18 protein-coding genes are annotated in these 23173 nt (G+C 38.9%); 16 read left to right on the top strand and 2 right to left on the bottom strand.

Translation table 11 applies throughout. From position 1 onward, the window contains the following. The first annotated feature begins 42 nt into the window (after positions 1 to 42). The 4 genes from HRT55_RS08655 (at position 43) to panP (ending at position 4358) form a co-directional block, all read left to right on the top strand. On the top strand, positions 43 to 1023 hold the full coding sequence (locus tag HRT55_RS08655; protein WP_291620544.1) for an ABC transporter ATP-binding protein: 981 nt from the start codon (positions 43 to 45) through the stop codon (positions 1021 to 1023). Further along, positions 1024 to 1788, top strand: coding sequence for an ABC transporter permease (locus tag HRT55_RS08660; protein ID WP_291620546.1), 765 nt, complete (start codon positions 1024 to 1026; stop codon positions 1786 to 1788). Positions 1789 to 1838: 50 nt separating this feature from the next. Beyond that, positions 1839 to 2561: an SAM-dependent methyltransferase gene (locus HRT55_RS08665; protein WP_291621297.1), complete on the top strand. Its 723-nt coding sequence runs from the start codon at positions 1839 to 1841 to the stop codon at positions 2559 to 2561. A gap of 165 nt (positions 2562 to 2726) precedes the next feature. Next, positions 2727 to 4358 (top strand): pyridoxal-dependent aspartate 1-decarboxylase PanP, encoded by a 1632-nt coding sequence (panP, locus tag HRT55_RS08670; RefSeq protein WP_291620548.1) that lies wholly within the window; start codon positions 2727 to 2729, stop codon positions 4356 to 4358. 211 nt (positions 4359 to 4569) lie between these two features. Here the strand turns inward: panP and nagB are convergent, their stop codons facing one another. Beyond that, the gene (gene nagB, locus HRT55_RS08675) at positions 4570 to 5376 is read right to left on the bottom strand and encodes a glucosamine-6-phosphate deaminase (protein ID WP_291620549.1); all 807 of its coding nucleotides are present in this window, start codon (positions 5374 to 5376) and stop codon (positions 4570 to 4572) included. A gap of 269 nt (positions 5377 to 5645) precedes the next feature. Between nagB and HRT55_RS08680 the strand changes: the two genes are divergently transcribed. From HRT55_RS08680 to rraB, 9 genes are all read left to right on the top strand, one after another. Further along, positions 5646 to 7103: an HDOD domain-containing protein gene (locus HRT55_RS08680; RefSeq protein WP_291620551.1), complete on the top strand. Its 1458-nt coding sequence runs from the start codon at positions 5646 to 5648 to the stop codon at positions 7101 to 7103. Positions 7104 to 7250: 147 nt separating this feature from the next. Beyond that, entirely contained in the window at positions 7251 to 7796 is a 546-nt protein-coding gene (locus HRT55_RS08685) for a YcxB family protein (protein ID WP_291620552.1), read from the top strand. Between the two features lie 23 nt (positions 7797 to 7819). Beyond that, a complete protein-coding gene (locus HRT55_RS08690; protein ID WP_291620554.1) occupies positions 7820 to 8689 on the top strand; it encodes a sulfite exporter TauE/SafE family protein in 870 nt (289 codons plus the stop codon). 198 nt (positions 8690 to 8887) lie between these two features. After that, positions 8888 to 9853: an extracellular solute-binding protein gene (locus HRT55_RS08695; protein ID WP_291621298.1), complete on the top strand. Its 966-nt coding sequence runs from the start codon at positions 8888 to 8890 to the stop codon at positions 9851 to 9853. Then, positions 9850 to 11478: an iron ABC transporter permease gene (locus HRT55_RS08700; protein ID WP_291620556.1), complete on the top strand. Its 1629-nt coding sequence runs from the start codon at positions 9850 to 9852 to the stop codon at positions 11476 to 11478. Before HRT55_RS08695 ends, HRT55_RS08700 begins: the two co-directional genes overlap by 4 nt. Next, complete coding sequence (locus tag HRT55_RS08705; RefSeq protein ID WP_291620558.1) at positions 11475 to 12545, top strand: ABC transporter ATP-binding protein; 1071 nt, start codon at positions 11475 to 11477, stop codon at positions 12543 to 12545. The genes HRT55_RS08700 and HRT55_RS08705 overlap by 4 nt, the downstream gene beginning before the upstream one ends. Positions 12546 to 12683: 138 nt before the next feature. Further along, a complete protein-coding gene (locus HRT55_RS08710; RefSeq protein WP_291620560.1) occupies positions 12684 to 13454 on the top strand; it encodes a response regulator transcription factor in 771 nt (256 codons plus the stop codon). A gap of 181 nt (positions 13455 to 13635) precedes the next feature. Next, entirely contained in the window at positions 13636 to 14364 is a 729-nt protein-coding gene (locus HRT55_RS08715; protein ID WP_291620562.1) for a 1-acylglycerol-3-phosphate O-acyltransferase, read from the top strand. A 49-nt stretch (positions 14365 to 14413) separates the two neighbouring features. Then, positions 14414 to 14764: a ribonuclease E inhibitor RraB gene (gene rraB, locus HRT55_RS08720; protein ID WP_291620564.1), complete on the top strand. Its 351-nt coding sequence runs from the start codon at positions 14414 to 14416 to the stop codon at positions 14762 to 14764. A gap of 629 nt (positions 14765 to 15393) precedes the next feature. Here the strand turns inward: rraB and HRT55_RS08725 are convergent. Then, positions 15394 to 16425, bottom strand: coding sequence for a LacI family DNA-binding transcriptional regulator (locus HRT55_RS08725; protein ID WP_291620566.1), 1032 nt, complete (start codon positions 16423 to 16425; stop codon positions 15394 to 15396). A 254-nt stretch (positions 16426 to 16679) separates the two neighbouring features. Here HRT55_RS08725 and pgi point away from each other — a divergent pair, with 254 nt between their 5' ends. The 3 genes from pgi (at position 16680) to HRT55_RS08740 (ending at position 23132) form a co-directional block, all read left to right on the top strand. Next, positions 16680 to 18320 (top strand): glucose-6-phosphate isomerase, encoded by a 1641-nt coding sequence (pgi, locus tag HRT55_RS08730; protein WP_291620568.1) that lies wholly within the window; start codon positions 16680 to 16682, stop codon positions 18318 to 18320. Positions 18321 to 18830: 510 nt separating this feature from the next. Then, positions 18831 to 21485 carry a TonB-dependent receptor gene (locus HRT55_RS08735; protein ID WP_291620570.1) on the top strand — a complete coding sequence of 885 codons (2655 nt, stop codon included), beginning with the start codon at positions 18831 to 18833 and terminating at the stop codon, positions 21483 to 21485. Positions 21486 to 21608: 123 nt separating this feature from the next. After that, positions 21609 to 23132: a tryptophan halogenase family protein gene (locus HRT55_RS08740; RefSeq protein WP_291620572.1), complete on the top strand. Its 1524-nt coding sequence runs from the start codon at positions 21609 to 21611 to the stop codon at positions 23130 to 23132. The last annotated feature ends 41 nt before the right edge of the window (positions 23133 to 23173 follow it).

Raw genomic sequence — 23173 nt, forward strand, 5'->3', positions numbered from 1 at the left:
CTCCATATTTATAATCCATCCATATTTTTACTGGCAGCTAGCATGACCTACGCACTAGAAATTAGCGCATTAGCAAAAACCTATAAAGGTGGTTTTCAAGCTTTAAAAGGCATTGATTTAACCGTAGAAAAAGGCGATTTTTTTGCCTTACTTGGCCCTAATGGTGCCGGTAAATCTACTACTATTGGTGTGATAACGTCATTAGTGAATAAAACGGCTGGCCAAGTAAAAGTATTTGGCTATGACATTGATACCGATTTAGAAAAAGCGAAAAGCTTTATCGGCTTAGTGCCACAAGAATTTAATTTTAGTCAGTTTGAGCCCTTGATGCATATTTTAGTGAATCAAGCTGGTTATTACGGTGTACCTAAGCCTCTGGCCATCGAAAGAGCTGAAAAATATCTAAAGCAGTTAGAGCTATGGGACAAGCGTGATGAACCCGCTCGGGCACTTTCTGGTGGTATGAAACGTCGTTTAATGATTGCCCGTGCGTTAATGCACGAGCCACAGATGCTTATTCTAGATGAGCCAACCGCGGGTGTTGATATTGAACTGCGTCGTTCAATGTGGGGGTTTTTACGTGAGCTAAATAAGCAAGGTATTACCATTATCCTTACCACGCATTATTTAGAAGAAGCGGAAATGCTCTGTCGCAATATTGCCATTATTGATGGTGGTGAAATTGTCGAAGATACCAGTATGAAAAAGTTACTGGCGCAACTGGATGTTGAAACCTTTGTTTTCGATATTAAAGTAGCGGCAACCGTGGCCGAACTTGAGCAGTTTGTAGAGCAATCACAAGAAATTACTTATCGCGCTATTGATGATCACACCTTGGAAATTGACTTAAATAAGTCGCAAAACCTTAATCAGGTATTTGCACAATTGAACGCTGCTAATATTGAAGTGCAGAGTATGCGAAATAAAAGTAATCGCCTAGAAGCTTTATTTGTTAGTTTGATCAATAAAAAATCAAGCGCGACAAAAACCAAGTCGCAGAGCGCTGCTGTGGGAGCTAACTAAATGAACAACTCTATTGCTTTAAAAAGTATTTTAACCAAAGAAGTTCAACGTTTTATGCGTATTTGGGTGCAAACCTTAGTACCGCCAGCCATTACTATTAGCTTATATTTTGTTATTTTTGGCTCTCTCATTGGTTCGCGTATCGGTGAAATGGGCGGCTTTGATTATATGTCGTTTATTGTACCCGGCCTTATTATGATGAGTGTTATCACTAACTCATACTCTAACGTCGCCTCGTCGTTTTTTAGTGCCAAGTGGCAGCGAAATGTTGAAGAGATGTTAGTCGCGCCTGTGCCTAATTGGGTTATTGTTGCGGGCTATGTTGGCGGCGGTATGTGTCGTGGTATTTTAGTTGGTTTGATTGTTACCCTAGTGTCATTGTTATTTGTTGATATTCAACTGCACAATATTTGGGTGATTATCGCTACTGTGGTACTGACTTCGGCAACCTTTGCTTTAGGCGGTTTAATTAATGCTATTTTTGCCGGTAGCTTTGATGATATTTCCATTATTCCGACCTTTATTTTAACGCCGTTAACTTACCTTGGTGGGGTGTTTTATTCGATTAGTTTATTACCTGATTTTTGGCAGGGCGTTTCACAAGCAAACCCAATAGTTTATATGGTTAATGCCTTTAGGTACGGATTTTTAGGTATATCTGATGTCAGCTTAGTGACGGCTTTTGCAGTGATTATTTTCTTTATTGTCACTTTATTTACTATCGCTATGACACTAATCTCTAAAGGTATAGGACTAAGAAGCTAACTATGACCGAAAAAATGACCGACAAGATGACCAAAAAGAAGACTGAAAAAATGACAGTTAATACAAATGACAGCCAAACAATGGGTGACTCTAAGGCGATTATTAGTAATCAAGAGGGCATTCATGAGAAGCTTGATGATGTAGTGAAAAAACACCTTACTCATGCCTTTCAAAAACCTTATCAAAAACATACAGAACAAGCCTTCGCTGAAATGGATGTTTTTGTTAAAGCTTTTCTAACCGCTAACCCTGATGGTGAAATTATCTTGGATGCTTGCTGCGGGGTAGGGCAAAGTACACGTATTTTAGCCCAACAAAATCCACAAGCATTAGTGATTGGTGTAGATAAGTCCGATCATAGAATTAATCGTAATGTTGAAGGTTTTGCTGCTGACGATGGCTTTAGTGCAGAAAATTATCATTTAGTACGTGCCGATCTTAATGACTTTTATCGTTTGGTGAAAGCCGCAAGCTGGCCAGTATCAAAGCACTACATTTTATATCCTAATCCTTGGCCTAAGTCTAAGCACTTACAGCGCCGTTGGCATGGTAGTGCTGTTTTCCCACAAATGGCCAGTATTGGCCAGCAGCTTATTTTACGTAGTAATTGGCGTAACTACTTAGCAGAGTTTCAACAAGCGGCTAAATTTGTTGGTTTGCAAGGTGAAATAGATGCTTTACCTGCTGCTGATTCTTCTGCGGCGTTAACGCCATTTGAAGCGAAATACCAAGCTAGTGGCCAGATATGTTGGCAATTAACGCTACATAGATAATGAATATTGACAGGATTGTTGACGAAATTACGGGACTTTTGCGGTGTTTTTTATTAAAGTGCGTTTTTCGTCTGAGCTACAAATAGCCAATAATTATAAAACTTGCGTGTGGACAGAACAGGAATTGGCCAAGCAAGTGAATATAGTAAAGTAAAGTGAAAAACTATGAGAGCAACTAAGCGCATTGCTGAAGCAACGCAAGAGTCATTACATCGAATTTTTACCATTGCGGAAGCGCCTGATTCTACTTTAGGACGTCTTGAGCAAGAAATGTCACAAAATTTGGTTGGCTTTTTAAACAACCATATTGTTGCCAGTAAAAATGCCTTAACGGATATTGAGCAAGATTTTGTTAATCCTCATATTCCAGAGCAGCCTGAATTCGTTTCTGATCATATGCATCATTTGCTCGATAAATTAGTCGCGCAATCAGTTCATACCTCAAGTCCTAGCTTTATTGGTCATATGACCTCGGCACTACCTTCCTTTATTTTACCGCTGTCTAAGTTGATGGTGGGTTTAAATCAGAACTTAGTTAAAGTTGAAACCTCAAAGGCTTTTACTCCGCTTGAACGCCAAGTTTTAGGTATGATGCACAATTTGGTCTATCAGCAGGATGATGATTTTTATAAAAACTGGATGCATAGCGCTCAGCACTCACTCGGCTCTTTTTGCTCAGGTGGCACGGTCGCCAACATTACCGCTTTATGGGTAGCGCGAAATAAGCTGTTACAAGCCGATGGTGACTTTAGAGGCGTAGCCCGAGAAGGCTTACACCGGGCGATGAAACATTATGGCTATCAAGACTTAGTAATTTTAGTGTCTGAACGTGGTCATTACTCATTGAAAAAATCTGCTGATATTCTCGGCATAGGTCAAGAGAATGTCATTGCTATAGCAACCGATAAAGATAATAAAATCGATTGTCAAAAGTTGGCGGAAAAATGTCGACAACTTAGCGCGCAAAATATTAAAGTGCTCGCTATTGTTGGCGTTGCGGGTACTACTGAAACCGGTAATGTTGACCCTCTTGATAAAATTGCCGAAATTGCTCAGCAACACCAATGTCATTTTCATGTTGATGCCGCTTGGGGCGGAGCAACATTGTTATCGAATAAGTACCGCCCTTTGCTTAAAGGCATCGAACAAGCTGACTCAGTGACCATTGACGCTCATAAACAGATGTATGTGCCTATGGGCGCAGGTTTAGTTATTTTTAAAGATCCTGCCTCTGTGAGTGCCATTGAACATCATGCGGAATATATATTACGTAAAGGCTCAAAAGATTTAGGTAGTCACACCCTAGAAGGGTCGCGCTCAGGCATGGCGATGTTAGTGTATGCAAGTTTGCATATTATTAGCCGACCAGGTTATGAAATGCTAATTAATCAGGCCATTGAAAAAGCCGAATATTTTGCTGAGCTTATTAATCAGCATGACGATTTTGAGTTAATTACTCGCCCAGAGCTTTGTCTATTAACCTATCGTTATGCACCTAAGTCAGTACAAGCTTTATTAGCTCGCAATGATGATGACGCTAACAAATCGCTGAACTTGTTATTGGGTAAATTAACCAAGTTTATTCAAAAGCGCCAACGTGAAGACGGTCGATCTTTTGTCTCTCGTACGCGTATTGAAGTGAGTCGTTACGGCGGTGAAAAAGTGATTGTCTTTAGAGTAGTGTTAGCCAATCCGTTAACGACTAAAGAGATTTTACAGGATATTTTAGAGCAGCAATGTCAGCTAGCACAGGAAAGTGAGAATTTCTTACCTGAGCTACTGAAAATGGCTGAGTAATTTTTTATTAAAAAAGTTTACCAAACAAGTAAGGCAAGTGTCATTCCCGTGATCACTTAGTCGGGAATCCATGGTTCATTGCACGCAGGGCCTTTGTTTCAGCTTTGCTATAACTACTTACCATGATTAGAATCGAAAAAGGCGCAAGTTAATCAACTGATTAACTTGTGCCTTTTTTGTCATTGATAACTACAGCTATATATAAATTCTTTTAGTAGTTATGGTAAAGACCAAACTCTTGGTTTATCTTCAGGTTTTGCTGGTTAGCCCAAATATAATATTCTTGATCTGCCAACTCGCTTGCTGCTTCTTTATCAAGTAAGACAATGGCGTTTTCATGTAGCTGTAAAGATGATGCCGGACAAACGGCTGATAATGCACCGGTGACCATGTCTTTTACTGCTTTAGCTTTATTCTTACCTGTTGCCATAAGTAGTACATATCTAGCATCTAGAATAGTAGCAATACCCATAGTCATGGCTAATGTTGGCTGAAATTCATCAGCAGCAAATAAACGACTGTTATCATCAAGTGTTTGTTGAGTGAGTGTTTTAATGCGGGTACGAGAGGCCAAGCTTGAAGTAGGCTCATTAAAGCCAATATGACCATTGGCGCCAATACCGAGTATTTGTAAATCGACACCGCCAGCTTGGGCAATTTTATCTTCGTAAGCTAAACCTTGTGCTCTTGGGTTTTCACCTTGATTACAGGTAGGCAAGAAGGTCTTAGACTTATCTATATCGACATGGTCAAACAAATTCTCATTCATGAAATGGCGGTAACTTTGTGCATTTATTTCATCAATACCTAAGTATTCATCTAAATTGAAAGTTGTGGTATTGCTAAAGCTAAGCTCGCCGGCTTTATGCTTATTAACCAATTCTTGATAAAGGCTAATTGGGGTGCTGCCTGTGGCCAAACCTAAAACTGGGTTCGATTTTTTATTGATTAGCTCTGCAACCCATTCGGCTGCACTTATGGCAACTTGTTGTGCATTATCAAAAATAATAACTTGCATGTTTTTTCCTTAGAACAATGAAATAAAAAAGCCCGATACACCTCTTATAGTGTAAGCGATAAATTTTTAGCATGGTGAATATTATGTCACATTATTAAAAAATGACAGCGCTGTCAATTTTTAGTGCGTTTTGTTGAAGATTATCTATAACTATTTCTCTGTATCTAGCTAAGCGCAGAGAAATAGTTGTGCTCTTTTTTAGACATAATCACTTATTGAGTGCATAGTTATATTCATGCTTTTGTAATAAGTCATATCGAGAAATTTCCATGAACAATAGTGGTTTACGATCAACAGAGCAATGGATTGATCTTATTGCCAACAGTGAGCTACCAGCTATTACTTCTACGGCGAAAATGTTAGATAAATTTTCCAATGATGATAAATCGTCATTGCCTAAGTTAAGTGAAGCTATCTTGCATGATCAAGGTTTATCTACCTGCTTGCTTAAAGTAGCCAATAATACTCAGCACTTCAGTATTAATAAAGTCACTACTGTCTCACGGGCTACAGTGGTATTGGGTATACAAACCGTTAAGAATATCTGTTTAACGGCAAAGTTAGTGTCTAGCTTACTGGCAACAAAGACCCTTGATATCAATGTTTATGAAAAGTTAACTCAGCTTATGGCTAATTCATTTTATGCCGGTATGCTTGCTAAAATGATGGTGCCTAATTATAGCGAAGAGGTGCAAGAAGAAGTGTATCTAGCCGCAATGTTATATCGCATAGGTGAAAGCGCTTTTTGGAGTGCCGGTGGTGATGTTGCTAAAAATTTAGCAAATCATCAAGCGACATCAACAGAAGATTTTAATCAATATTGTCAGCAAGAAATGGGCACCAGCTTTAATGAATTAACTAAAGGTCTTGCGATGACGTGGAATTTGAGTGATTTATTAATCAAGGCCTTAGATCAGCCAGCCACACGTACCGATGAGGTAAAAGTTATTTATTTTGCCGATAAACTCAGTGCCATTATTGCCAAACCCGCAGGTAGTGAGGAAGACTATCGTCGTTTATTGGCTGATATTGCTCAAATTATGGATATTTCGGTAAGGCAATTAACGGTAAGAATCGACCATACCCGTGAACAAGCTGGCAAGTTATTGTCATCCTACGGCGCTGATATATTAATAGAGCGGATCAATAGTTTACCTACCAGTAAGGACTTCGAAGCCTGCAACGATGTTACTTCCTCAGCAGAGCCTGCCAGTAAAGAGCAAGCTTTATTAGCAGGCTTTATTAAGCTAACTAAGTTAATGCAAAGCAGCAAAGACTTTAATGAGTATTTGCAGTCAGCTCTACAAAGTATCGCCTTTACTTTTGCCTTTGAGCGCAGCTCTTTTTTAATGTTGGTTGATGAGAGAGCGGGGGTTAAGTCTCGTTTGGTGGTTAATCAAAATGCCGAAGACGATGCTATATCAATAAATATTGATATAAAACACAGTGATAATGTTATTGCTAGGGTGATTAATACAGATACAGCAGCACTGATTAATGACCACCAAGAAGCTCGCTGGCGTGAATTAATCACTGAAGAGATCAGTGCAGTCATTGCCGATGGCGCAATCGCTTTTGTGCCAGTAAAAATAGGTGGCAAGGCAATAGGAGTGATTTGTTTGCAATTACTGACACCCAAACACAAGATATCGACTGAAGATTTTCAACAAGTCTGTGCCTTTATTGATCACCTAAACATGTGTTTAACCATGATAAAGTACAGCTAAGCGAACAATAATTTGTTCTATTGTTCATAACACTGGGAGGAAAGTTACTTTGTAATTGTCGCGACAATTAGTTACTCGTTTTAGTAAGTCTTCTGATAAACTAGCGTTAACTTACTTTGTTAACCGACTTTAGTGTTTGTAAATTAAATGACTCAACCTTCAAAAAATCAATCTTCAATGACGCAAACAAGCTCTTTTTCTGCCAGTTTTACCTTAGATAAAGTCCATTATAGTGAGTGTTATACGCAATCTAGTACGCTAGAGCATAATAGAAAAACCTATTTTAAAGCCAATATATTAACTGTTTTTGGTTTGATTGTTTTGTTATTCACTCCTGTTAATCCTTATGCTGCTTGGTTTGTTATCGCTTGCGGTATTCTCGAAACACTTAGTGTTTATTATCATAAACCTTGGTGGGTGATGAGACAGATGCTTAGTAAAGCTTCTGGAAGTGTAGTTAAGCTTACTATTGATGAACAAGGCATATTGACCGAGTCATTTCATATAAATAGTCGTATTTTATGGGCAGATGTTACTGTCGTTACTGAAACCGAGTTAGGCTTTGTCATTAACTTTAGCTTAGGTAAAAGTGCCATGGGCAAAGATATTGCCGGAAAAAGCTATATCTCTAAAAATTGCTTATCCGATGATGCTATTGCCTTTATCAATCAGAAAAATCCAGTCACAACTTAGGCTAACTTATCAAAGATATCGCTATGGCTAAACAAGCGTTTATGCGCTTATCAAACCCTAAGTTTATCGTGCTGTTTCTAGTGCTATGGGCAAGCTTACTTTTAAGCTCTAGCCATACTTTGTCTGAACTGCTTGATTATACACTATTTACTTTTTTAGGTAGCTTAGGTGCCATTTTCGCCAACTCAACGGGAGCTGGCGGCGGTGTGGTGTTTATTCCCATGTTTAGTAAACTAAATTTTTATGAGCAACAAGCAATTGCCACCAGCTTTGCTATTCAATGTTTTGGTATGACCGCAGGTGCGGTTACTTGGTGGCATCATTATAAAACGGAAAAAACAGACTTACGTTTATGGCAGGGCTTTAAACGTATCATTTGTGTCACCAGCATAGCTTCAGTTATTGGCTTAAATGCGGTGTTTTTCTACCAAGTGGACTCTCCGGCTGCTTTACATATCAGTTTTAGCTGCTTCTCATTGCTGCTAGGTTTTTTCATTATCTTGACTATCTATTTACTGCAGCCGCATCGTGAGCGTAGCCAGTTATACTTTGTCGATTATATTGCGCTTGTGCTGATTGGCTTATTCGGTGGTGCCGTAACTGCTTGGTTAAGTGTTGGTGTCGGTGAGTTATTAGTTATTTATCTGCTGTTACGCCATTTTGATATGAGTATGGTAGTCGCCGCAGCTGTTATCGTTTCAGCTATTAGCGTCTGGGCGGCAATTGCCCAAGTTAATAGCGATGTTTATTGGCAGGTGGTTTTATTTGCTGGCCCAGGGGCAGTATTGGGCGGTATTTTTGCTAAAACGCTAGTTACACACTTATCGGTAACTAAGTTAAAATTATTTTTCGCTTGCTGGTTATTGGTAAGTGGTGCTGTTGGTTTAAGTTAAGCTCAGTTAAATTAAGTAAACTAAATTTAAGTAAAAAATAATGATCTGTTACAAGTCTTAATGAGAGTTATTCTCAAATGCCTTGACAGCTTTAACTGTCCTTGTACAATTCGCCCACAGTATTTTATTGAGACACTATTTATGTTGAAAAAATTGTTTAATCGCACACTTATAGCATTATTTTTTACCACTAGTTTTATGACAAGTTTTATCGCTAATGCTAGCGAAGAAGTTAATGTTTATTCATATCGTCAGCCTTTTCTTGTTGAACCTTTATTTAATAAGTTTACTGAGCAAACCGGTATTAAAGTTAATGTGGTCTTTGCCAAAAAAGGTATGGCTGAGCGTTTAGCCCGTGAAGGTAAATATAGTCCTGCCGATATCTTACTGACCACAGATATCAGTCGTTTGGTGGAATTACGTGAAAAAGGCTTAGTGCAAGCGGTTAATTCTGCCATTTTAAGTAGCGCTATCCCTAAGCAATATCAAGCCGAAGATAACACTTGGTTTGCCTTAACTACTCGAGTTCGTAATATCTACTCAGCGAAGCGTTTAGGTAAACTTGATTTAAATTATGAAGATTTAGCTGATGAAAAATACAAAGGGCGTATTTGTACTCGCAGTGGTAAACACCCTTATACTGTCGCTTTAGTTGCTTCAATGATCAGTGAACATGGCGAAGCTTATACTTTAGATTGGCTGAAAAAATTCAAAAATAATTTAGCCCGCAAACCACAAGGCAGTGACCGTGGACAAGTACAAGCTATTCATCAAAAGTTATGTGATATCTCGTTAGGTAATAGTTACTACTTTGGTAAAATGCTAAAAAATGACGAACAAAAAGTATGGGCTGAAGAAGTGTATATTAACTTCCCTAACCAAAATAACCGTGGCGCACACATCAATATTTCCGGCGTTGCCATGGCTAAATATGCCCCTAATGCAAAAAATGCCCAAGCCTTAATGGAGTTTTTAGTTTCTAAACCAGCACAGCAGTTATACGCAGAAACGAATATGGAATACCCAGTTCGAGCAGGTGTTGAAGTGTCTAAGTTAGTTGCTTCATGGGGCACCTATAAAGCTGATACTTTACCGTTAGAAGATATTGCTAAAAACCGTAAAGTAGCATTAAAGCTGCTAGATCAAGCACAGTTTGATTTGTGATAGCACTGTATAACAGTAAAATATGGAAGTTATCTAGCTATATAATTGCACTGGTACTTACCGTACCAGTGTTGGTTATGCTAGTCGGTGGTATTAGCGCGTCAACGCAACTGTTTAGCCATTTGTGGCAAACAGTACTGCCAACTTATCTTGAAAACACTTTATTACTCGCTTTCTTAGTGGTATTGCTCGCGTTAATCTTTGGCGTGTTCAGTGCAGCGATCATTACCCAAACGAATCTCATTTTTAAAAAGCAGTTGCGCTGGTTATTATTGTTACCTTTAGCAATGCCAGCGTATTTAGTTGCTTATCTTTATACTGACCTATTTGATTACGCCGGCCCGGTACAGCGCAGTCTTCGAGCCTGGTTTGGTTGGCAAGCACCAAGTGATTACTGGTTTTTTGATATTCGTACTTTGCCAGGCGCGGCTTTAATGCTGGCTTTGGTATTATTTCCTTATATTTATATGCTGACTCGTGGTGCATTTGAGCAACAGGATCAGAACTTAATTCGCGCCAGCCGGCTTTTAGGTTTAACGGCTAAACAGAGTTTCTTTAAAGTTGCGCTACCGTTGGCAAGGCCAGCTATTGCGGTTGCCGCGAGCTTAGTATTGATGGAAACCTTAGCTGATTTTGCTACCGTGCAATATTTCGCCGTTAATACCTTAACCACAGCGATATATGATACCTGGCTTGGTTATGGCGATCTTGGCGCGGCCAATGCCTTAGCAAGTGTGTTGATGTTATTGGTACTGTTTGTGGTATTAGCTGAACAACGCAGTAGGGCAGGGTTAAGACATCAAAGCGCTCGACCTAACTTATCAAGAGAGTTAATACAGTTATCTTTTAGCCAACAGATTATTGGCAGCATTTTTTGCTGGGCCCTGGTTATTTTTGGTTTTTTACTGCCCCTTACTTTATTAATCGTTATGGCGGTGCAGTACAGCGATGTAGCCCAGTTATCGGTGTTAATGTCTACCGGTGTTAATTCCTTGAAAATTTCAGTGATTGCTGCGACCGTTGCAGTATTGATTGCTTTGTCATTAGGTCTATATCAGCGTTTGCATAGCGATAAGTATCGCCAGTTTCCCCTGCAAATATCAGGATTTGGTTATGCTATACCGGGCACTGTACTTGCCATGGCAATGTTATCGACTTTAGGACCGCTAGATCACTGGCTTAATGATATTGCTGAATTTCTGGGGTTTGCACCACCGGGCTTAATTTTATCCGGTTCATTGTTCGCCATTATATTTGCTTTGGTAGTACGTTTTTCTGCCATAGCCAATGGCACCATTATCAGTGGTATCAAACAAATTCCGCAATCCTTAGATTATGCTCCAGCATCATTAGGGGTTAATTTAACGGGCAGCTTAACTAAAGTACATTTACCTATTTTAACGCCAGCAATACTGGTGGCATGGTTATTAGTTTTTGTTGAAGCAATGAAAGAGTTACCGGCAGTATTATTGCTACGACCTTTTAATTTTGAAACGCTAAGTAGCCAAATTTATCAGCTTATTTCTGATGAAATGCTAGAGCAAGGTGCCTTAGGCGCAATCCTTATCGTGTTGTTTGGTTTATTACCAATAGTGCTACTAAATAAGAGCAAGGAAAAAGTATGACGGCGTTATTAACTATCCAACAACTTTCGATAACATTACAAGACAATGTTGTTTTATCTGAGTTAGATCTTAGTCTGAATAAAGGTGAGATCTTAGGGCTTGTTGGTGCCAGTGGTTGCGGAAAAACTACCTTACTCAATGCCATCGCGGGCTTTAGTAAGCCTAGTAATGGCAAGATAGTTATTGATGAGCTTATCCTCAGTGATAATAACGGCTGCGTGCCAGCTGAAAGCCGTCAAGTAGGTATGATTTTCCAAGATTTCGCCCTTTTTCCACACTTAACGGTGCAAGAGAATATCGCATTTGGTATTAGTAAACTAAGTAAGGCTGAGCAAGATAAACAAATTAATGACTTGCTCAGTATTTTAAAGCTAGAAGAATATAGTGATAGTTATATTCATCAACTTTCTGGTGGCCAGCAACAGCGGGTAGCTATTGCCCGTGCATTAGCACCAAAACCTAAATTACTTTTGCTAGATGAGCCATTTTCAAATATTGATGCTCGTCTTAGAAATGAATTAATGGTCGAGATCAGGCAGTTATTAAAGCAATTTGATATGACAGCCATCTTTGTCACCCATAACAAAGATGAAGTGTTCACTTTTGCCGATAAAATGGCGGTGATGGCACAAGGCAAGTTATTACAGTTTGATGCCCCCAGCGTTATTTGCCAACAACCTAATAGCTATCAAGTGGCAGACTTTCTTCAGCTTGGTAGTTGGTTGCCGTGTCAGCTTGATGCAACGGGAGCACAGAGTTTACTCGGCCGACTTGATGTCGATACAGCGAGTATTAAACAGCAAGATTTTGCTTATTTATTGGTAAAACCATCGCAGTTATTACTCGATACCGAAGTTGCCGAAAATCATATCGCCAATGCGCAAGTTGACTACATCAGTGTTACCGAGCAAGGTTATCATTACTACTTAAGTAGTCTTGAAAGCTCAGTGTCTGATCAGACTTTGTCATTTAACAAATTAAGCTTATACAGTGATAGTGTGCTTTCATTAAAGCAGCAAGTATCGGTTAGTGTTAAAGCGCATGACTTTTTATTTTTCCAAAAGTAATTAATCTCTCAATATTCTAACAACTTACCAGTCTTGCAAGTTGTTACTGTTTCGTAACAACCTATTACAGTCTCTGCTCACCTTTGATTTTATACTTTAGTAATCCAATCTAAGTCGTTTAATTTTAAGGAGTCTGTCATGGCATCAAGTATAGAGCTTGTTGAAAATACACAAGCACTTGAAACTAACCAGAATAATCAATCACAAAAAAAGCTATTATTGATTGAAAATGATCAATATCTAAGTAAAGCCTTTGCAATTCATGCTGCTAACTTTGGCCAGCAAACGACAAAGATTCGCACCGGCGAAGTGCTTAGCCAAGAATTGAAAAGTTACTTAATTGACCATCGACCTAACATGATAGTGTTAGATGTAGGTTTTGCTGACAGTATACAACTGCTGATAATTCGCGATATTAGGGCGCTATACGATGGTCTGTTAGTGGTTGTTTCAAGCAAGAATAGCGAACAAGAGCATATAGACGCTTTTACGCTAGGCGCTGATGATTACTTACTTAAGCCGATTAATTGTCGTGTTTTAATGATGCGAATAGAGGCTTTATTTCGCCGCCAAAACAATAAAATAAATCAAGTTGAGTTAGCCAGTTTAACTGTGGGGGATGTTTGTTTACAGCCCAAGTCACAAAAATGCTTTATCAACGGTGAGGTTGTGAAATTAACTACTTTTGAATTTAATTTATTGAAAGCACTACTTGAGCATCAAGGCAAAATATTATCTCGAGATCAGCTCTATAGCACCTTGCTTCGCCGAGTATATAACGGTGTTGAGCGTACCCTAGATGTCAGAATGTCGCAGTTACGTGAAAAACTGACCCTAGCTGGAATGCAGAAGAATCAAATTGAAACGGTTTGGGGACAAGGCTATATGTTTAATAATATATCGTCTTAGCTGTATCAACTTACCCGCTAAATAGCGTTCAATATTACGAGGTATTCCGCTTCGTTTTATTGGACTGCTTTTATCTCATCAACCATTTCTAGTTTAAAAAGTTAATAGCTTTACCCTATTATTTGTTTTTTCTGTATACTCGCCAATAATCTTTCTTTAGCTACCAATGCGGGAGCTTTTTTTGCTAGCTGTAATACGTATTATTTTAATGACCTTGGCGTTGGTCATCATTTGCACTATTTCTATTTTCTATTGTTTATTGCGTCCTTTTCATCGTGATAACGTTTATCATACGGCCAGATTTTTAGGGAAAATCCCTAAATTATTGGGTGTTGAAATTGAAGTGAGAATTCCTGAGTCTGTTAAAAATATCGGCCCTGTGGTTTGGTTGTCAAATCATCAAAACAGCTATGATCTTTTTACCGTGGCTAATGCCGTATTGCCAGGCACGGTCAGTGTCGGTAAAAAAAGTCTCAAGTGGATTCCTTTTTTTGGACAAATGTATTGGTTAACCGGTAATATTCTAATTGATCGAAAAAACACTAATAAAGCGATGAATACCATACAGTTAACAGCAGATAAAATAAAAAAAGATAAGCTTTCGATATGGATGTTTCCCGAAGGAACCCGCAGTCGTGGCCGAGGTCTATTGCCACTTAAAACCGGCGCTTTTCGTACGGCCATACAAGCCGAAGTGCCTATTGTGCCAGTTTGTGCTAGTAATCAACATGGCACTATTCAGTTAAACCGCTGGGATAATGGTAAAATTATTATTGAGTTTCTAGAGCCACTGTATATTGAAAATAGTGATCGGGAAAACCTTCGAAAAACGGTGAATCAGGTCCATGAATTAATGAAAAATAAAATTGAAGAATTATCTGCTGAAGCAGCGGCTTATCATAATAAATAACGCGGTTATTTGTCGGTAATTTAACGAGTTAATATATATAGGTATTAAAATGATTGATGAAGAATTAAAACACTGGCTAACCCATACAGAAGTACTTGTGAGCGAGTTACTTGCAGATGGTACCAATGATGAGGTTTATCACACTATAGAGCACCACTTTGCCAGCAGTGACTTTGATTTACTCGAAAAGACGGCTATTGCGGCATTTAAGCTAGGCTTGGAAATAGAAGAGCCGGAAGAAGCCGAATTAGAAAATGGCGACAAGGTTTTTGCATTTGATATAGTCACTGAACAGATGCTTGATGTTGAATTAATTAAAACAGAAACTAAAGTTATGTTTGAATTGGCAACTAAATGTAAAGTAGACTACGATGGTTGGGGCACATATTTTGAAGAATAGCCTTTAAATTAAGCTAAAGTACTCATAAGCTTGAACATAAATGCTAAATATCATAAGGTGTAGAGAATCACTACCCGTATAATATATCAGCAATGTCACTGGCGCTAAGATAGAGCCGGTGACTAGCTTAATTTATCAGTACATTTATATACTAAGGAAAGTAAACCATGGAATGGCTTAGCAGATCGCTATCACAAGAACCTCTCGTATTAGTCCTCTCAATCACTGTTGTTATCGGTATCTTCATTTTTGCAGCAAAAAAAGCGCACTTGAATTATTTAGCCAAAATGAAAAAGATAGATGAGTCTTTTAACATTAAATAAAGCGCTAGCACTTTACTGTTGCTCACACTCCGCAAACTATTAAATTCAATGTCACTAACGTTGTGATCATTTCTCCGGGTAAAACTTGCCACTTTTGCGTTATTTAAACGGTATAATACCAATTTCATTAAATTATTGCCCACTTGTGCTGGTTAAAATACCCCAAGGCGGCGTTGCTCTCAATCCCAATAGGGAGTATTGCTCAATCAAGCGTCTTGCCCTGATTTATTTTTCCTGCGCACAACAAGATCACAAACTTAATGAAACAGGTATAACGATTTAAATATTGCTGAAAAAAACGCTTGATTAGAGCTTTTCACACTGAGCTGTAGAATCTCTGACGATAAGTTTTGGTACATATTGGCTAATTGTAATCGGATTTTTCTGCTTACGAATTTGGCTAATAAGTAACATTGCTGCATCTTCGGCAATTTGGTTGTTAGGCTGATCTGCCGTAGTCAGTTTTGGCCAAGTCTGGCGGGAAAAAGGACTGTTTTCAAAACCGACAATAGACAATTGTTCTGGAATTGATATATTCATTAATCTTGCGGCGAATAATGCCCCCGCGGCGATTTCATCGTTACAAGAAAATATGGCAGTAGGGCGGGGATTAGCGGTTTGAACAGACATTAATTCCTTAGCACCACTGACTCCAGAATCAAATGAGTAACTTCCTTCAATAACCAGTGCCTTGTTAAATTCAATATTACTGGCTTTTAATGCTCTTCTGTAACCTTTATAGCGCTCTATCGTCGACATATGTACAGCGTCACCGGCTAGAAAACCAATATCTTTATGGCCTAAATCAATAAGATGCTGAGTAATTGTTTGTGCCGCGTCTCTATCATTGACCATAACACAAGGGCTAAGGTCATCAGGGGCGACATCGCCAGAGAGGATACGCACAACTTTGACGTCAAGATCTACTAGTGTTTTTACAAACTCAGGCATTTCAGATAAAGGTGGAGTTAAAATCAAGCCGGCAATACGTGCTTGCTTAACCATATTGACCACCTCTTCGGTAATACCTTGGCTTTTGGAGTCACAAGGATGAATCAGTAATTCAAAACCTTGTTGTTTACAGGCTGATAATATGCCCTTCTGCATATCAATGATGTAATACGCATTGGGGTTATCATATATATAGGCTATGGAGTAGGATTTTGCTCCCGCTAAATTACGCGCAGACAAATTGGGTTGGTAGTTAAGCTCATCAACAGCCCGTTGCACCTTTTCTCGAGTCAGCTGGCGTACGGACGCTTCATTATTGATAACACGAGAAACTGTTTTTATTGATACACCAGCTTGCTTTGCTACGTCATTTATTGTCGCTTTCATGTGCAGGTAACCTTGTTCTTATTATTAGAAATTGACTGGTTTTACCAGAGGCGTTGTTATTATTACATGGCTGTTCAGTGGTAATCTACTGGCTTTTGCAGTATTCTGTAGAGTATTATTAATTGACAGCGCTGTCATTTTTTTATAGGGTACCATGAAATATTTACAAGTCATAATGCTTAAATCGAGTAAAAACTCAGTTTGAAGTTGTGGTAAAGTCGATAATCGTGTCTCAATCACCTATAGGAACTAGTATGTCATCTCGCCAAGCCTTAGCTAGCTGGAAAAAGCTTCAGCAACTTGCCCAAGATAAAAAATCTCAGCACATGAATACCTTGTTTGCCGAGGACAGCGAACGTTTTAATAAGTTCTCTATTGAATTGCCCAACATGCTGCTCGACTACTCTAAAAACCTGATTGACAGTGAAACGATTACCGCCTTACTCGCTTTAGCAGAAGAGACCCAGGTTTGTGATTGGCGCGCAAAAATGTTCGCTGGTGAGAAAATCAATAAAACGGAAGACCGCGCGGTACTTCATACTGCACTACGTCGTCCAAGTGATGAACCGCTTATTATTGATGGTGAAAATGTCACTGACCATGTACAAAAACAACTTGCCGAGATGGAGGTTTTTGTTAATAAGGTCCGTCAAGGGCATTGGTTAGGTTATTCAGGCAAGCGTATCACCGATATCGTAAATATTGGCGTTGGTGGTTCAAATCTTGGTCCACAAATGGTAACCGAAGCTTTAAAACAGTACAGTGATGGCAGTGTTAATGTTCATTATGTTTCGAATGTTGATGGTGCGCAAATTGTTGAAGTACTACGTCCTTTAGAGCCGGGAAAAGTGCTTTTTATTGTTTCAAGTAAAACTTTTACCACTACAGAAACAATGACAAATGCTCGCACAGCAATCAATTGGTTAACCAGTGCCTCTTTTGATGAAAACTCGGTTGCTAAACATTTTGTCGCAGTAACTGCCAATAAAGAAAATGCCATGGGTTTCGGTATTAAAGAGGAAAATATCTTTGATATGTGGGATTGGGTTGGTGGTCGCTTTTCATTATGGTCGGCCATTGGCCTTGCCATCGCCCTTGATTTAGGCTTTGATAAATTTAAAGAATTACTTAGTGGTGCCCATGATATGGATCAACACTTTATCAATGCGCCATTAAAAGATAACTTTCCCGCTATTCTGGCCTTGATCAGCGTATGGAATACCACATTCCTTGGCTCGCAGTCACAAGCTATTTTACCTTACGATCAAACACTGCATATGCTGACCGCTTATTTACAACAAGCTGAAATGGAAAGTAATGGTAAGTCGGTGAGTTGGGATGGCGATGAAGTTGACTATGCCACTGTGCCTTCTATATGGGGTGAGCTAGGCATTAATGGTCAACATGCCTTTTATCAGTACCTGCATCAAAGTAATAATGTTGTACCGGCTGACTTTATTGGCTCAGTAAAAAGTGTTACGCCAGTAAAAGGCCATCATGAAACACTGATGGCAAACTTCTTTGCCCAAACACAAGCGTTAATGACGGGTGTTAATGAGGAGCAAGTCCGAGCGGACTTAAAAGCCAAAGGTCGTGACCAAGATTACATCGATAAAGTCGCACCACATAAAGTCCATAAAGGTAATCGACCTACCAATACAATTTTATTGAAATGTATTAACCCTAGAAACCTAGGCAGCTTAATTGCAGCTTATGAGCATAAGATATTTGTGCAAGGTATCATCTTGCAAATATGTTCTTTTGATCAATGGGGCGTTGAACTGGGCAAGGGCTTAGCAGCTGAAATTCAAACCGAATTAGAAAAAAATGCTATCTCAGACCAGCACGATTGTTCAACAGCAAGTTTACTGGCGTTTTATCAGGCAGCTAAATAACCTAAAGCAGAATCAGTCTTTAGAGCACAGTTAGCTCTGTTAATCTTAAAGGTTACTTACAGCTAGCCAAACCAATAAAAGCTAATGTCTACCTAGGTAGGCGTTAGCTTTTTTTTATTCTAAAATCAAATAAGTCAGTAAAATAAATACTGGCTTCTCCCTCCTTACTCTGTGAATATTTATTCTTTAAATTAGAATAAAAAGTCAACTGGTGTCTTTTTACGTATTTTTTTCATACAGAAAGTGATAGTTATTTAGATAATTATCTTATTAACAATAAATAAGTAAAATAATAAATTCTTTTAATTCAGGTTGTTAACGTATTTGTGTAATCAATTTGTAATTTTTGGTTAATTTATTCTGGTCAAATGTAAAAATAAACGGTATGGTTTCTTACGTCTTATGACAGCGTTGTCATTAAATATTGACAGCGCTGTCGTAAAACCAAAAAAATTATTCAAAATAAAATAATAACATTCTAAAAAACAAAACGTGTGTAAGGGAAAGTCAATGTCAACTAAAACATTTAAGAAAGGCGTATTAGCTAGTTCAATTGCTATGATATTAGCTGGTGTATCATCACAAGCTATCGCAGCCGAAGAAGCAGCTTCTAAAATAAACAAAGACGAAGTTGAAGTCATTCAAGTTACTGGTATTCGTGGTTCATTAAAAGCATCATTAAACGGTAAACGATTTTCTGACGCCGTTGTAGATGTTGTAACATCGGAAGATGTAGGTAAGTTTCCAGATGGTGATGTTGGTGAATCATTAGCACGTATTCCAGGTGTAACTGTTTCTCGTCAATTTGGCCAAGGCCAGCAAGTTTCTATTCGTGGTGCATCTGCACAATTAACACGTACTTTATTAAATGGCCATTCAGTAGCGTCTACTGGTTGGTTTGACCAACAACCAGTAGACCGTAGCTTTAACTACGCAATGTTGCCATCTGAAATGGTTGGTGGTTTAGAAGTTTATAAATCTTCACAAGCTAACTTAGTTGAAGGTGGTATCGGTGGTACGGTAATCGTTAAAACTCGCAGACCATTTGATCTTGAAGCAAACACTGTTTTTGCTAGTGTAAAAGGTCAGTATGGTTCAGTTAATGAAGAATTAAGCCCAGAGCTTTCAGGTTTATATAGCTGGAAAAATGATGATGAAACTTTTGGTATCTTAGTTGGCGGTGCTTACTCTGAAACTGATTACCAACGTAATGGTGTTGAAACATCTCGTAACTGGAGTGGCGGTATGGCGCCAACGACTTTTCAACAGGAACGTGAACGTACAGCTTTAAACGTTGATATGCAATACCGTCCAACGGATTCATTAGAATTGGGTTTGAGCATAATGTCGTTAGACTTAGGCGCAAACAACGCTAATACTCAACTTATTATGTTCCCGGGTGAAGATTCATGTACAGAAACAAACCCTGTTAATGGTAACTGTGTAAAAAGAACTAAAGTGGACAATAATTTGGGTTACGGCCCTGAAGGATTTCGTTCTGGTTATTTCCAAACTTGGGCTCGTGAATCTTCAATGGACTCTAACACGATTGATTTCGATTGGACTTATGAGGCTGATGCATTCACTTTTTCTGGCCGTATAGGTAATACTGCGTCAGATGGTGGCTCAAGAACGGCACTTGTTGGTGAGTATGCTCGTGACTCTAGTGATACTTTTGGTACATGGGATATGACCGGTGACCAAGCAACATTTGATGTTGAAAATAAAAACATCCCAATTACAGTGTTACCTGACAATATTGGTATTCAAACTTGGGCAATGGGCGATGGTCCTAACTCAGATGAAGAAACTTACCTAAACTTAGATTTTGCAATTCCAGTTGAATTTGGTGTTATTGATAACATTAGAACCGGTTTCCGTTACGCTGATCACTCAGTTAAAAGGGAAGACCTTAGCGGTGTACTAGCTGATGATTATGATCATGAAAGTACCTTTAGACCTGCAAGTGAATACTACCCAGGTAGAGTAACTTCAGGTGCTGGATTTACTCTTCCAGAAGCAAATCGTGCGTTAATTCTTGCTGACTCTAAAGCGGCAACTGACCATTATGTTTCTAATGCAGCAGGTTATGGTACAGTCGAAGAAGAAAACATTGCATTATATGTTATGGGTGATTTTAGCACTGATGGTATTCGAGGTAACATTGGTCTACGTTATGTATCTACTGATGCATCATCTGATTATTATGCATTAGATGCTGAAGGAAATTACGGCACTACACTTTCTACTGATACAGCAAGTTACAATGAACTTTTACCTAGCTTAAACGTGGTAATGGATTTAGCTGATGATGTTATTTTACGTACCTCAGCTGCACAAGTTATCTCTCGCCCTAACTACGCTGATATGTTTTCTGCGACTTCTTTATCTAACCTTAACTCGAATGTACCTGGCGTACAGGTAGCAACTACTGGTAATGTAGCACTTGAACCATTTAAAGCTTTCCAAGCTGATATTGGTGTTGAATGGTACTTTAGAGACGACGGTATGGTGAGTGTTGGTTACTTTATGAAAGATGTAAGTTCATTTATATCTGCCCGTTCAGAAACTCAACAACAAATTGGCATCGATATTCCTCTTTACGTAGATGATTCTACCATGAGCCCATGTGGACCTACACAACCGGATTGCTGGGATGTAGGCCAATCTACTAACGTAGGTGGTGGTTCTATTCAAGGTATCGAATTCCAAGTTCAAGATGCATTTGATAATGGTTTTGGTTACAGCGTAAACTACACCTATGCTGATGCTGAATCTCCGGCTGAAAACTACCCTGACCTTCAGAATGTTTTCTCTGATTCATCAGAGCATACTGTTAATACCGTTGGTTTCTACGAAAATGATGACTTCTCAGTGCGTTTAGCTTATAACTGGCGTTCAGAGTACATTATGCGTGAAGCTCCAAACTGGTACTTAAACCGTACTCACGAATCATTCGGTACATTAGACTTCAGTGGATCTTGGGCAGCAACTGACTATTTAAATATTACTTTTGAAGCGGTAAATATCTTAGAAGAAGATAGCTTGCAAACAGGTGCTTATGCTTCTGGTTCTGCTCCTTCTGCCGATTTAGAGCTTGGTTTCCCATCATGGACTTTCGAAGGCGAAGCAACGTATAAAGTTGGTTTTGCTGTTCGTTTCTAAAACACTTAGATTCAAATAAGAAAACATAGTTTCATGAATAAAGCCCAGCTAATGCTGGGCTTTTTACGTATTATGACTTATTCATATTTTGATCTGTTTTTAGACAGAAATTATTGAGGTTTTATGACGATTAAAAAAATTGCTATTGTCGGTGGTGGCACGGCTGGCTGGTTAGCAGCTAATCACCTTGGTAAAGCGCTTTATAAAAGAAAAGATATAGCTATTACCTTGATCGAGTCTCCTGATATTGCCCCTATAGGTGTTGGTGAGGGTACAGTTCCCGATATAAAAAAAACCTTAGCAAGCTTTGGTATTAGTGAAACCGACTTTATCCGCCAGTGTGATGTTACTTTTAAACAGTCGATTAAATTTGTAAATTGGTTAGATCAAGCTAAACATGGTAAAGACAATTTTTTTCATCACTTATTTGATGTACCTAACCGCGATGATAGTGAAAATTTAACAGTCGATTGGTTAACTCAAAATAATGACAAAGCTTTTGCTGAGCAAATATCAGCACAATTTAAAGTGTGCGAAGAGGGCAGAGCACCAAAGCAAATAACCAGTCCTGAATATCAAGGGGATCTTGCTTATGCATATCATTTAAATGCTGCTAAATTTGCCAAGCTACTTGCCGATAACGCGCAAACTAAATTTGGCGTTAAACATCGATTAACGCATGTTAGTGATGTAAACCTTAGTGATGACGGCTCTATTGCTTCATTAACCACTAAGAATGATGGTGATTTAGCTTTTGACTTTTATATTGATTGCTCAGGCTTTCAATCCTTACTTATCTCTAAGGCGATGAAGGTGCCTTTTATTGATGTTTCAGACCAGTTGTTAGTTAACACCGCTCTTGTGGTGCAAGTGCCAACCGATAAGGACTCAGATATACCGCCGTATACTATCGCTACGGCACACCAAGCAGGCTGGATTTGGGACATAGCCTTACCCAATAGACGTGGTGTTGGTTTTGTCTATTCAAGTAATCATATGAGTGATGAAGAAGCACAAGTTAAGCTAGATCATTACTTAGGCGGACATAACCCTGAGTTAGTTTACAAAAAACTGCCAATGAAAGTAGGTTATCGTGAAAAATTTTGGCACAAAAACTGTGTCGCCTTGGGGTTAGCTCAAGGTTTTTTAGAGCCATTAGAAGCTACATCTATCTTGCTAACCGATTTTTCGGCAAACTTTCTTGCACAACGCTTCCCTAGTGAGAAAGAAGATCTCTTGGTACTTGAAAAGCGCTTTAATCATGCCATGGGACATGCTTGGGCAAGAGTTGTTGATTTTATCAAGTTGCATTACTGTTTATCAGACCGAGATGACTCATCTTTTTGGCGTGAGAATAGAGATCCTAGCACCATGTCGACAGAGTTAAAGGAGAAATTAGCTTTGTGGGAGAACTTCACACCGATCAGTGATGATTTTTTTAGTCAATTTGAAGTGTTTTATTTGGAGAACTTTCTATTTGTCTTATATGGGATGAAATATAAAACGAAATTGACTAGGGGGGAGCTAACTGACTCGAAGGACCGCATTGCCGCGCTGCAAGATATCACCGCCAGCTTAATGAATAACTTGCCTGAACATAGGGCATTACTAGAGAAAATTAACAAATTTGGTTTACAGGCTCTGTAACAGGAGGGGCTGTATAGTTAACGCTTATGCTATACAGCCAT

The organism is Colwellia sp., assembly GCF_013214175.1.
In the GTDB taxonomy this organism is placed as follows: domain Bacteria; phylum Pseudomonadota; class Gammaproteobacteria; order Enterobacterales; family Alteromonadaceae; genus Colwellia.